Source organism: Burkholderia cepacia, assembly GCF_001039005.1.
Classification (GTDB): Bacteria; Pseudomonadota; Gammaproteobacteria; order Burkholderiales; family Burkholderiaceae; genus Burkholderia; species Burkholderia theae.
In genome coordinates, this window is the sequence record NZ_LDWR01000011.1 from 104294 (window position 1) to 116759 (window position 12466).

9 protein-coding genes are annotated in these 12466 nt (G+C 66.2%); all 9 read right to left on the minus strand.

The genetic code is table 11. The annotated features are described in order from the left end of the window. Positions 1-30: 30 nt before the first annotated feature. The gene (locus tag VL15_RS05500) at positions 31-1953 is read right to left on the minus strand and encodes a PrkA family serine protein kinase (protein WP_048243801.1); all 1923 of its coding nucleotides are present in this window, start codon (positions 1951-1953) and stop codon (positions 31-33) included. A 545-nt stretch (positions 1954-2498) separates the two neighbouring features. Beyond that, positions 2499-4259 carry a methyl-accepting chemotaxis protein gene (locus VL15_RS05505; RefSeq protein ID WP_048243803.1) on the minus strand — a complete coding sequence of 587 codons (1761 nt, stop codon included), beginning with the start codon at positions 4257-4259 and terminating at the stop codon, positions 2499-2501. Between the two features lie 301 nt (positions 4260-4560). Further along, the gene (gene rbsK / locus VL15_RS05510) at positions 4561-5490 is read right to left on the minus strand and encodes a ribokinase (protein WP_048243805.1); all 930 of its coding nucleotides are present in this window, start codon (positions 5488-5490) and stop codon (positions 4561-4563) included. After that, on the minus strand, positions 5487-6518 hold the full coding sequence (locus VL15_RS05515; RefSeq protein ID WP_048243807.1) for a LacI family DNA-binding transcriptional regulator: 1032 nt from the start codon (positions 6516-6518) through the stop codon (positions 5487-5489). Before VL15_RS05515 ends, rbsK begins: the two co-directional genes overlap by 4 nt. 35 nt (positions 6519-6553) lie before the next feature. Next, positions 6554-7573: an ABC transporter permease gene (locus VL15_RS05520; protein WP_048243809.1), complete on the minus strand. Its 1020-nt coding sequence runs from the start codon at positions 7571-7573 to the stop codon at positions 6554-6556. After that, positions 7573-9183: a sugar ABC transporter ATP-binding protein gene (locus tag VL15_RS05525; protein WP_048243810.1), complete on the minus strand. Its 1611-nt coding sequence runs from the start codon at positions 9181-9183 to the stop codon at positions 7573-7575. Before VL15_RS05525 ends, VL15_RS05520 begins: the two co-directional genes overlap by 1 nt. Before the next feature lie 145 nt (positions 9184-9328). Beyond that, positions 9329-10279 carry a sugar ABC transporter substrate-binding protein gene (locus VL15_RS05530; RefSeq protein WP_048243812.1) on the minus strand — a complete coding sequence of 317 codons (951 nt, stop codon included), beginning with the start codon at positions 10277-10279 and terminating at the stop codon, positions 9329-9331. 306 nt (positions 10280-10585) lie between these two features. Then, entirely contained in the window at positions 10586-10954 is a 369-nt protein-coding gene (locus VL15_RS05535; RefSeq protein WP_053077586.1) for a DUF805 domain-containing protein, read from the minus strand. A 521-nt stretch (positions 10955-11475) separates the two neighbouring features. Further along, positions 11476-12402 (minus strand): CysB family HTH-type transcriptional regulator, encoded by a 927-nt coding sequence (locus VL15_RS05540; RefSeq protein WP_048243814.1) that lies wholly within the window; start codon positions 12400-12402, stop codon positions 11476-11478. Positions 12403-12466 lie beyond the last annotated feature (64 nt).

Sequence of the window (12466 nt, forward strand, 5' to 3'; positions counted from 1 at the left end):
ACTCGCCGCACGGGCGCGGTACCGCGCGCGTCATGACGACTTGCGCACGCGCAGGTACCAGTCGCAAAGCAGCCTCACCTGCTTCGGCGTATAGCCCTTCGCGACCATCCGGTTCACAAAGTCCTCATGCTTGCGCTGCTCCTCCGCCGACCCCTTCGCGTTGAACGAAATCACCGGCAACAGTTCCTCGGTGTTCGAGAACATCTTCTTCTCGATCACGACGCGCAACTTCTCGTAGCTCGTCCATACGGGGTTCTTGCCGGCATTCGCCGCCCGCGCACGCAACACGAAGTTCACGATCTCGTTGCGGTAATCCTTCGGATTACTGATGCCGGCCGGCTTCTCGATCTTCTCCAGCTCCGCGTTCAGCGCGGCGCGGTCGAAGCTCTCGCCCGTGTCGTGATCGCGGAATTCCTGGTCCTGGATCCAGAAGTCCGCATACGTGACGTAGCGGTCGAAGATGTTCTGGCCATACTCCGAATACGACTCGAGGTAGGCCGTCTGGATCTCCTTGCCGATGAAATCCGCGTAGCGCGACGCGAGCACGTCCTTCACGACGGACAGGTACTTCTGCTCGGTTTCCGGCGGGAACTGCTCGCGTTCGATCTGCTGTTCGAGCACGTACATCAAGTGCACGGGGTTGGCCGCGACCTCGCTCGAATCGAAGTTGAACACGCGCGACATGATCTTGAACGCGAAACGTGTCGACACGCCCGTCATCCCTTCGTCCACGCCCGCGTAGTCGCGATACTCCTGGTACGACTTCGCCTTCGGATCGGTGTCCTTCAGGTTTTCGCCGTCGTACACCTGCATCTTCGAGAACAGGCTCGAATTCTCCGGCTCGTGCAGGCGCGACAGCACCGAGAACTGCGACATCATCTTCAGCGTGCCCGGCGCGCAGACGGCTTCGGCCAGCGACGAGTTGCGGATCAGCTTCTCGTAGATCTTGGTCTCTTCCGACACGCGCAGGCAGTACGGCACCTTCACGACGAAGATCCGGTCGAGCAGTGCCTCGTTGTTGCGGTTGTTGCGGAACGCCTTCCACTCCGACTCGTTCGAGTGCGCGAGGATCACCCCGTCGAACGGAATCGCGCCGAAGCCCTCGGTGCCCTTGAAGTTGCCTTCCTGCGTCGCGGTGAGCAGCGGGTGCAGCACCTTGATCGGCGCCTTGAACATTTCGACGAACTCGAGCAGGCCCTGGTTCGCGAGGCACAGGCCGCCCGAGTAGCTGTACGCGTCGGCATCGTCCTGCGCGTACTGCTCGAGCTTGCGGATGTCGACCTTGCCGACGAGTGACGAGATGTCCTGATTGTTCTCGTCGCCCGGCTCCGTCTTCGCGATGCCGACCTGCCGCAGGATCGACGGATAACGACGCACGACGCGGAACTGGCGGATGTCGCCGTTGTATTCGTGCAGCCGCTTGACGGCCCACGGACTCAGGATGCTTTTCAGGTAGCGGCGCGGGATGCCGTATTGTTCCTCGAGGATCGGGCCGTCTTCGTCGTAGTCGAACAGCCCGAGCGGCGATTCGTTGACGGGCGAACCCTTCAGCGAATAGAACGGCACGCGCTCCATCAGTTGCTTCAGACGCTCGGCGATCGACGACTTGCCGCCGCCCACCGGACCGAGCAGATAGAGGATCTGCTTCTTCTCTTCGAGCCCTTGCGCAGAGTGGCGGAAGTACGCAACCACCTGCTCGATCACTTCCTCCATTCCGTAGAACTCACGGAATGCGGGATAGACCTTGATGACCTTGTTCGCGAAGATCCGCGACAAGCGCGGCTCGTTGCGGGTATCGATGTGTTCAGGTTCCCCGATTGCTGCCAGCATGCGTTCACCAGCCGTCGCGTACGCGGATGGATCGTTCTTGCAGAGCGCGAGATACTCCTCCAGCGAGAGCTCTTCCTCTCGCGTTTTTTCGAAGCGGTTCGCGAAGCTGCTGTAAATATCCATGCTACCTCCCTCGCCTGAGTCTGAAGACGTGCCTGCCTTCGTACGACTGCGCAGAAGCAAGCGCGTTCGAATTCATCCTAAACCCTTTCTGTTTTTTTTTCACGAACTCTTCGTATGAAGTTCGTTATTCTCGACAACACCGCTTGGACAACACATTTCGCCGTTTTACAATCGATCTCCCGAGCCGCAGAAACTGCATCCGCCGCGTCTCGTCGAACGACAGAACGTCTTGTGCGTTGGACACATCCGACGTCGCCACTTCTCCCCTTCATCCCTATACGTTCGAGCGGCCGTTTACGACGACACGCTTCGCGCGCCGTTACAATTTTTTTGCGCGGCGCCCTTACGGAGATACCCGTACCATCGATGCGGACATACGACACGCATCGTTGCGTGTATCCGTCAGAACGGGTCACGCGATGCACACGACGATGCACGATCGTGCATGCGCGCTGTCACATTTTGTTCGCCGCGGAAACGACAACGCCCGCATGTCGCGGGCGTCGTTCGTCACCAAATGGGGATAGATGCGCGGCACGCGCGAATCAGAAGGTCTCCCAGTCGTCGGCGCCGGCGGTCGCGGCCGCCGGCGCCGGTGCGGGCGCAGCAGCGGCAGTAGCTGGCTTGCGCGCCGGCATCGCCGCGGCCGGGCGTTTCGGCGGTGCATCGCGATCGTCGCGCGCCGCAGCCTGACCTGCCGCGGAAGGTGCACGCGGCGCGTGACGCGCCGCAACCGGAGCGACGCCACCCGAGCGCGCCGCATCGTCGTCGAGCTGGAATACCGACGCCGTTTCACGCAGGCGCGCCGCCTGTTCGTCGAGCGACTGAGCGGCAGCCGCGGCTTCCTCGACGAGCGCAGCGTTCTGCTGCGTGACCTCGTCCATCTGCGCGACCGCGCGCGCCACCTGGTCGATCCCGCCGCTCTGCTCCTCGGACGCCGCCGCGATCTCGCCCATGATGTCCGTCACGCGCTGCACCGCACCGATCACGTCGCTCATCGTGCGCCCTGCTTCGTCGACCAGCGTGGAACCCGACCGGATACGCTCCACCGACGCGTCGATCAGCGCCTTGATCTCCTTGGCCGCGGCCGACGAACGCTGTGCAAGGCTGCGCACCTCGCCCGCGACGACCGCGAAACCGCGGCCTTCCTCGCCCGCGCGCGCCGCTTCGACGGCCGCATTCAGCGCAAGAATGTTGGTCTGGAATGCGATTCCTTCGATGATCGCAATGATGTCCGCGATCTTTGCCGAACTGTCGTTGATCTCGCCCATCGTGCCGACCACCTGGCCGACCACCGTATTGCCCTTGTTTGCAATCTCCGATGCGTTCGCGGCCAGCGAGCTTGCCTGGCGCGCATTGTCCGCGTTCTGTTTCACGGTGCCGGTCAGTTGCTCCATGCTCGACGCGGTTTCCTGCAGCGCGGCGGCCTGTTCCTCGGTACGCGACGACAAGTCGATGTTGCCGGCCGCGATCTGGCGGGCCGCCGTCGCGATCGATTCGCTGCCGCCGCGCACGGTGCGTACCGTGTCGACGAGCCCGCGCTGCATCTTCGCCAGGCCCTCGAGCAGCTGGCCCATTTCGTCGCGCCGGTGCACGACGATCGGCCGGCGCAGGTCGCCCGCGGAGATCGCGTCGAAATGCGTGAGCGCGTCGGCAATCGGGCGGCCGATCGCGCGGCTCAGCGTCAGCCACGACAACAGCGCGGCGCCGATGCCGGCCACGAGCGCGACGATCGACAAGACCCGCAACGTGTCGAACACCGATTCCGCACTGTCGAAGCCCGCCTTCGCGTCGGTGAACTGGAAGTTGCGCAGCGCTTCGCTGGCCACCGCGAGGTCGTTGTAGAGCGCCTGGAGCTGCTTGGCGCCGTCGCCGATGCGATCGCGCTGGTCTGCCCCGAGGATGCTCGCGAACGCATCACAGCCGCGTTGCAGCGCCTGCCGCTTCGCGGCCACATCCTGCGCGAGCCGATCCTCCTCCGGCCCACGCGGCAGCGCGAGATACTTCTGCCACCACGCATCGGCCTGCGTGCGCATCGCGCGGCTGCGCTCGACGGCGGCCGCCGAGTCCGGTGTGCCGGCCAGCAACGCCGCGCGGTCGAGCGCGAGACGCTCGCGCGCCGCGAACATTTCCGCGACCGCCACGTCGACCGCGCTCGGCATCTGGTTCGTGAAAATTTCGCGCGTCGAGTCGTTCGAACGCGTCATCCCGTACAGCCCGAGCACGCCGGTTACGCCCAGCAGCACCGCCAGAAACGCCATCGTCAAACCGATGCGCGCGCGAATCGTCAGGTTCCTGAACACCATCATCTTTCCTGTGTAGCGACGTCATGAACGGGCCTGGCCCGTTGGCTCGAAGCACTGCTTCTCCTAGTGCATTTACGACTGTGCGACGCACAACTTGATGGTTTTCACGGATTTTTTCGAATTATTCATCTGTTTATTACAAACAGCTGAATAAATGATGCAATGTCCTGCAATCTCGGCAAGCAGAATGGAGGCAGGTTCGCAGAGGCTCCGGCGCGTGGCCGCGAGCGCGGCCGGCCGTCTCGTGTGACGAGCCGGCCGTGCTGCGGAGTCCTGGATTGGGGGGGGTGGAGATCGGGCCCTAATCGGCCAGTTCGGCGAGCGTCGGAATCGACGGCTGCGCGCCCGCTCGCGTGACCGACAGCGCCGCCGCGCGTTGCGCGAAGCGGATGGCGGTGTCGACGTCCGCGCCGGCCGCGAGCCGTGCGGAAAAGCCGCCGATGAAGGTGTCGCCGGCCGCCGTCGTGTCGACGGCCTGGACGGCCGGGGCCGGATAGTGCCGCGCGGTTCCGTCGGCCGTCAGCGCAAGCACGCCGCGCGCACCGAGCGTGACCAGCACGTTGCGCGCGCCGGCGGCCTGCAGCGCACGCGCGGCAGCTTCCGCCTCGGCCGGATCGCGCACGGGCAGCGCGGTCAGCGCGGCCGCCTCGACCTCGTTCGGGATCAGGTAATCGACAAGCGGCAGCCAGTCCGCCGGCAACGGCGCGACGGCCGGGGCCGGATTGAGCACCACCGTGCGGCCGAGCCGCCGTCCGGCCGACAGCGCCGCGAACACCGTGTCCGGCGGCGTCTCGAGCTGGCAGATCAGCACGTCGGCCGACGCCAGCGTGGCCTCGTGGCGCGCAACCGCTTCGGCCGTGACCTCGCCGTTGCCGCCCGCGACGATCACGATCGCGTTCTGGCTCGCATCGTCGACGACGATCAGTGCGACACCGGTCGACGCCGACGCGCTCGTCGCGAGCCCCGTGCAGTCGATACCCTCGGCTTCGAGGCCCGCGCGCAGCGCCGCGCCGTGCGCATCCGCGCCGACGCAACCGATCATCGCGACCTGCGCGCCGAGCCGCGCGGCGGCGACGGCCTGGTTGCCGCCCTTGCCGCCCGCCGCCTGCGCGAACGCATGACCGGCGAGCGTTTCGCCCGGCAGCGGAAGCCGCGGCGCACGTACGACGAGATCCATGTTGAGGCTGCCGACCACCGTCACGCGGCCGGCGCCCGCCACGGGCGCCGTCACGCGCGACCGCCCGGTGCAGGCGGCTCGCGGTAGATCGCGGTCGATTCGCGCAGCACGAGGCGCGGCGACACGACCCGGCGGCGGCTCGGCGCGGCCGTCGAGCCGCCGCCGATACGCTCGATCAGCGTTTGCGCGGCCATTTCGCCGAGCGCGCGTACCGACTGGCCGACCGTCGACAGCGCCGGATACGTGTAGCGGGAAAATTCGATGTCGTCGAAACCGATGATCGAGCAGTCGTCGGGCACGCGCATCCCGCGCTCGGCCGCCGCGCGCAGCGCGCCGACGCCCATCAGGTCGTTGCCCGCGAAGATCGCGCTCGGCCGCACCGATTCGAACAGCCGCGACGCCGCGTGATAGCCGCCGAGGCACGAGAAGTCGCTTTCCGCGATCGCGCCCGGCATGATGTCGATCCCGCGCTCGGCCATCGCGCGGATGAAGCCGTGCACGCGCATCGCACTGACCGCCGTGTCGGTCGGCCCCGTGATGCAGCCGATCTTCGCGTGCCCGAGTTCGAGCAGGTGGCGCGTCGCCAGGTAGGCGCCGCGCTCGTGGTCGATCTGCACGAGATCGGCCGCGAGCCCCTCGATGTTGCGGTCGACCACGACGAGCGGCGCATGCGCGTCCGCGAGCGTCTCCGCAAGCACCGCATCCTCGCCCGCCGACGCAACGATCAGCCCGTCGATGCGTTTTTCCTGCAGCACGCGCAGGTAGTTGCGCTGCTTCTTGGGATCGTCGTCCGAATTGCAGAAGAACACGCAATAGCCGTTGGCCGCGCACTGGTCTTCAATGCCGCGCGCAAGCTCCGCGAAATACGGATTCGTGCTGTTCGGCACGACGAGGCCGATGGTCGCCGTCGAGCGTGCCTTCAGCGAGCGCGCCACGGCCGAAGGCACGTAGTTCAGCTCGCGGATCGCGCCCTCGACCTTCGCACGCACATCCGCGGACACCGGCCGCGAATTGTTCACCACGTGCGAGACGGTCGTAAACGACACGCCCGCCATGGCCGCCACATCCTTGATCGTCGCCATTTCCCGTTTCTCTCTGGTCTGTTCTGTCTGTCGTACTACCGGGCGCGCGCGCGCCGGCTGCGATACGTGTCGAGCACGACCGCCACCACGATCACCGCGCCGGTGATGATCCGCTTGGTCGGCTCGTTCGCACCGATCTGCGCCAGCCCCGCGGCCAGCACGGAGATGATCAACACGCCGAAGAACGTGCTGATCACCGAGCCGCGCCCGCCCATCAGGCTCGTGCCGCCGATCACGACGGCCGCGATCACCTGCAGTTCGAGGCCCACGCCCGCATTCGGGTCGGCGGCCTCGAGCCGCGAAATCTGGAACAGCGACGCGAGCCCCGCGAGCGCGCCCATCAATGCGAATACGAGGATTTTATACGGCCGCGGGTTAACCCCTGCAAGTCGGACGGCTTCTTCGTTGGTGCCGATCCCGACGAGATAGCGTCCGAACACGGTGCGCGTGAGCACGAACTGGGCCGCGATCATCACCGCGACCGCGATCAGGAACGCCGGCGAGATGCCCAGCGCGATCGGATTCGACAGGACATCGAACGCGTCGCCGATATAGGCCGTACGCGAATTCGTCAGCTGGTACGCGAGGCCGCGCGCGGCCTCCAGCACACCGAGCGACACGATGAACGACGGGATCCGCCAGCCGACCGTGACGGCGCCCGTCAGCGCGCCCGTGACGGTCGCGGCCGCGATCCCGATCAACGCGGCCGGCAGCGGCCCCCACTGCCATTTCAGCGCGGCGACGCTGACCATCGACGCGGCGAGCGCGAGCACCGAGCCGACCGACAGGTCGATCCCGGCGATGATCAGCACGAAGGTCATCCCGACCGACATCACGACGAGATCGGGAATCTGGTTCGCGATCGTGCTGAACGTATCGTAGGTCAGGAAATGCGAACTCAGCATCGAAAACAGCGCGATCATCGCGGCGAGCGCGCCGGCGAGCCCGAGATAGTTCGACAGGCCGAGCCGCGTGCCGGACAGCGTGCGCGCGCGGCGCCCCGTCGCGGTCTGCTGTGCGCCTGCGTCGGTCGGGGATACGGGAGGCTGGGTCATTACTGTCGTCCTGTCGTCGAAGTGCCCGGAGCGGCGCCTTGCGCCGGCCCGGCGTCCGGATGCTGCGCGCCGCCCGGCGGCGTCTCGCGGCCGAAGCCGGCGAACGCCGCGGCCAGCAGCGCATCCTGGGTCCAGTTGCCGCGCTCGAACACGGCGGTCATGCGGCCGGCCGACATCACGCCGATCCGGTCGCAGATCAGCATCAGCTCGCGCAGGTCGCTCGACACGACGACGAGTGCACGGCCTTCGCGCGCGAGCGCGCCCATCAAAGTGTAGATCTCGAACTTCGCGCCGACGTCGATCCCGCGCGTCGGCTCGTCGAACAGCAGCACGCCCATGTCGCGCGCCAGCCAGCGGCCGATCACGACCTTCTGCTGGTTGCCGCCCGACAGCTCGCCGACCGCCTGCGTCGCGCCGTGCGTGCGGATCCGCAGCGCGTCGATCTGCTGCTCGGCAAGCGCCGTTTCGCGCACGGTATCGACGATGCCGCCGCGCGCGAACCGGTCGAGCTGGCCGAGCGACACGTTCGCCGTGACCGACTGCGACAGCAGCAGCCCTTCACCCTTGCGATCCTCGGTGATCAGCGCGATGCCGTGCTTCACCGCATCGACGGGCGAACCGATCCGCGCCGGCTTCAGCGGCTGGCCGACCGCGATCGTCCCCGCATCCGGCGTGTCGGCGCCGTAGATCAGCCGCAGCAGCTCGGTGCGCCCTGCGCCGATCAGCCCCGAGATGCCGAAGATTTCGCCTGCGCGGATCTCGAGCGACACGTCCCGCACGGCCGTCCCGCGCGAGAGACCCGACACGACGAGCCGCGGCGCGCCGATATGGCGCTCGCCGAGATCGATGTGCTCGCCGATCTCACGCCCGACCATCAGCGTGACGAGCCCGTCGGACGTCGTCGCCGCCATGTCGCCCGCATGCACGAGCCGGCCGTCGCGCAGCACCGCGACTCGCTCGGCGACGCGCGCGAGTTCCTCAAGCCGGTGCGAGATGTAGACGATGGCGACGCCGCGCGCCTTCAGCCGGTCGATCTGCTCGAACAGCAGCTCGACTTCGCGCGCCGTCAGCATCGCGGTCGGCTCGTCGAGAATCAGCACGCGGCAGTCGCCGATCAGGTTGCGCGCGATCTCGACCATCTGCTGGTGGCCGATGCCGAGCGCGCCGACCGGCGTATCGGGATCGACCGCATCGAGCCCGACCTGCGCCATCGCGGCACGCGCGTCGTCGCGCAGCCGTGCGCGGTCGATGATCCCGAAGCGCCGCGGCAGACGGTTCAGGAACAGGTTTTCGGCGACCGTCAGCGTCGGCAGCAGGTTCAGCTCCTGCATTACCATACGCACGCCGAGCGCCTCGGCCTGCGTGCGGCTCGCCGGCGCATACGGGTGGCCGCCGAGCTGCATCGTGCCGGTGGTCGGTTCGACGAGCCCGCCGATGATCTTCGACAGCGTGCTCTTGCCGGCGCCGTTCTCGCCCGTCAGCGCAAGCGCGTGGCCCGCCTCGAGCGTCAGCGTGACGTCGGCGAGCACGGGTTCGGCATAGGTCTTGCCGATGCCGGAGACGGACAGCACGGGAATGGCTGAACGGGAGGGTTGGAAGGTCGGTTCCATCGCGATCCTGGTTGCGGCCGCTTGTACGCGGCGCGCGGGTGTGACGCTCACAAGTGCATGTGCATGCAGTGGCCGTGATCGCGCTCACCCCTGATAACGGCCGCCGCGCCGGATTCTTGAGGGCGGCGGCCGCATCGGGGCCGCGTCACTTCGTCACGAGATCCACCGGCGTCTCGACCACGCCCGACATGTCGGCCTGCTTGCGATGCTCGGCAATCGCCTTGAGCGCCGTGTCGATGCCGAACACGGCCTGCTTCGCCGCGTATTGATCGGCGGTCGCGACCACGCGGCCGTCCTTCAGCATCGGCTTGATCGCGTTGATGTTGTCGTAGCCGACCACGAGCACCTTGCCTTGCTTGCCGGCCGCGCGCACGGCCGACACGGCGCCGATCGCCATGTTGTCGTTGCCGCACAGCAGCGCCTTCAGGTTCGGGTATTCGTTGAGCATCGCGGATGCGACCGCATTGCCCTTGTCGATCTCCCATTCGCCGGACTGCACCGACACGACCTTCATCCCGCCCGCCTTCATCGCGTCCTGGAAGCCGGCCGTGCGCTGCTGCGCATTGGTCGTCGTCGACACGCCTTCGACGATGCCGACCTGGTCGCCCGCCTTCAGCCGCTTCGCGAGGTAGTCGCCGATCTTCCGCGCGCCCTTGCGGTTGTCCGGGCCGACGAACGGCACGTTCAGGTTCTTCGACTTCAGCACGTCGGGATCGAGCCGGTTGTCGATGTTCACGACGACGATGCCCGCATCGACCGCCTTCTTCACGACCGGCACGAGTGCCTTCGAATCGGCCGGCGCGAGCACGATCGCGTCGACCTTCGACACGATCATCTGCTCGACGATGCGGATCTGGTTCGCGGTGTCGGTCTCGTCCTTGATGCCGTTGGTGATCAGGTCGAACTGGCTTGCATTGTGTTTCTGGTATTCCTTCGCGCCGGTTTCCATCGTCAGGAAGAACTCGTTGGCGAGCGACTTCATCACGAGCGCGACCTTCGGCTTGGCCGCCGATTGCGCGTGGACGGCCGGTGCGGCAGCGACCGCGACGGCGGCGAGCGCGGCGGTCAGGAAGCGACGGCGAAACAGGACATTCATACACATCTCCTGGCGACTGGCCCAATGGGCCGGACTGTTGTTTTAATGTGAGCAAACGTTTGCGCCACACTACCCGAGCAATGGCCATCGATGCTGCTGTCGGTACCACGAAATGGAAGCGAGGCAGACGGCCGACTGCCTGGCGCGTGCTGTCGTTGACGCGCCGCCGCCAGCGGGACCGCCGGCGGAGTGACGGCTATGCTGTACCGATTCGCTTCGACGCGCAACCTGTCTGATCAATAATTAAGGGTTTATTCGGAGCGCGTGTTTGCGCATCACGCCGGGTCCCGCGGCGCGGGTTCGTCTTCATCGGACGACGGCGGCTCGCCGAAGCGGCTCGCCGAAGCGGTTCGCATGCGGCGTGCCGGCGATGAAGCCGTTCATCACGAACAGTGCGATCGCGCCGACGATCGGCACGAAAATCAGCAGCATCCACCATCCCGACTTGTCGATGTCGTGCAGTCGCTTCACGCCGACGGCAATCGACGACCACACAGCGACGATCGCGATCGCGACCAGCACAAGCATCGCCAGCAGCGGCAGATCGTCATCCGGCGAACCGCGGGAACCCGCATCGAAAACCGCGCTGATCAACGCGGAAACCAGCGCGTAGATCCACCACGGCATGCGGCCGATCCGGCCTTCGAAGGAAAAGAGAAACCATTTGAGATTCATTGTTTAGCGCTTCTCCGTGCGTGTTGCGCGCGGCGTGATGTGCGTTCGAGTGGGTCGGAACCGGCAATCCGCGTGCGTTGTTCGCTGAACGACGATGGCCTGCCGGTTTCGCTTCTCGCACTTCGTCGCAGCGTTGCGCGTTGCGTTGTGTCGCCGGTGCCGGCCGGCCGGTCAGTCAGTCAGGATGACAGCCGTGGAGCGGCCCGAACGCCTAACATCCGGCATTCAGGCGCATTGAATCATATCTTCCGAAGCGTGGCCCGTTCGACAGGGCCGAAACGAAGCGTTCGAATATGCCGTCTTGTTTTTCTGCTGGCAGGCGAACGCGTGTCGAGCGCCGCTCGCGGCGCATCGGACTGGAAACCGCGACTGCGGTCGATGATTCGATTGTTCGAAAAGTCGGTCAGCCATGACAGCGGCGGCGCATCCCCTGCCCCTGCCGCCACCCTGTGCATGGCAACCTGCGCGCACGTCGCGCCATCCGCGGGCAACTTTCCCGGACGGCGCGCGGCGCGCCGCCGTCAGACGGCTTCGCGCAACATCCCCGCGATTTCCGCTTCGTTGAGGTGCGGCGCGAACATCTCGATCAGCCGGTATGCATACGCGCGCAGGAACGCGCCCTTGCGCAGCCCGACCCGCGTCGTGCTCGCCTCGAACAGGTGCTGCGTATCGAGCTCGACGAGCCCCGTGTCGCGCTGCGGATCGTAGGCCATCGCCGCGACGACGCCGATCCCCATCCCGAGCTCGACGTAGGTCTTGATCACGTCCGCGTCGATCGCGGTCAGCACGACGTCGGGCACGGCGCCCGCCTGTGTGAACGCCTGGTCGATGTGCGAGCGGCCCGTGAAGTCCTGGTCGTACGTGATGATCGGGTACTCGGCGATTTCCTCGAGCGTCAGGTTCTCGCGGCCGACGAGCGGATGGCCCTTCGGCACGACGACCGTGTGGTGCCACGAATAGCACGGGAACGTGACGATGTCCGGATAGCGATCGAGCGCCTCGGTCGAGATGCCGAGATCGGCCTCGCCGTTCAGGATCATCTGCGCGATCTGCTGCGGGCTGCCCTGACGCAGCGCGAGATGCACCTTCGGGAACACGTCGGTGAACTGCCGGATCACCTTCGGCAGCGCGTAGCGTGCCTGCGTGTGCGTCGTCGCGACGACGAGGTGGCCGCTGTCCTGGTCGGCGAACTGGCGTGCGACGCGGCGCAGGTTCTCGGCGTCGAGCAGCATCCGCTCGATCAGCTGGTGCACGGCCTTGCCGGGCTCCGTGAGCCCCGTCAGCCGCTTGCCGCGCCGGATGAAGATGTCGACGCCCAGTTCATCCTCGAGATCCTTGATCTGCTTCGACACGCCCGACTGCGACGTGTACAGCACGTTCGCGACTTCCGTCAGGTTCATGTTCTGGCGCACCGCTTCGCGCACGAACCGCAATTGCTGAAAATTCATGGGTATGCCTCTTAGGCTGTCGTTGTTTGATTGTCGAATCGGAGCGGTTTCCGCCCTCTGCCCA

Excerpts from the sequence above, each read along its gene's own strand:
- VL15_RS05500 (WP_048243801.1), bottom strand. The coding sequence starts at position 1,953 with ATGGATATTTACAGCAGCTTCGCGAACCGCTTCGAAAAAACGCGAGAG.
- VL15_RS05505 (WP_048243803.1), bottom strand. The coding sequence starts at position 4,259 with ATGGTGTTCAGGAACCTGACGATTCGCGCGCGCATCGGTTTGACGATG.
- VL15_RS05515 (WP_048243807.1), bottom strand. The coding sequence starts at position 6,518 with ATGGCGACGATCAAGGATGTGGCGGCCATGGCGGGCGTGTCGTTTACG.
- VL15_RS05520 (WP_048243809.1), bottom strand. The coding sequence starts at position 7,573 with ATGACCCAGCCTCCCGTATCCCCGACCGACGCAGGCGCACAGCAGACC.
- VL15_RS05525 (WP_048243810.1), bottom strand. The coding sequence starts at position 9,183 with ATGGAACCGACCTTCCAACCCTCCCGTTCAGCCATTCCCGTGCTGTCC.
- VL15_RS05530 (WP_048243812.1), bottom strand. The coding sequence starts at position 10,279 with ATGAATGTCCTGTTTCGCCGTCGCTTCCTGACCGCCGCGCTCGCCGCC.
- VL15_RS05535 (WP_053077586.1), bottom strand. The coding sequence starts at position 10,954 with ATGAATCTCAAATGGTTTCTCTTTTCCTTCGAAGGCCGGATCGGCCGC.
- VL15_RS05540 (WP_048243814.1), bottom strand. The coding sequence starts at position 12,402 with ATGAATTTTCAGCAATTGCGGTTCGTGCGCGAAGCGGTGCGCCAGAAC.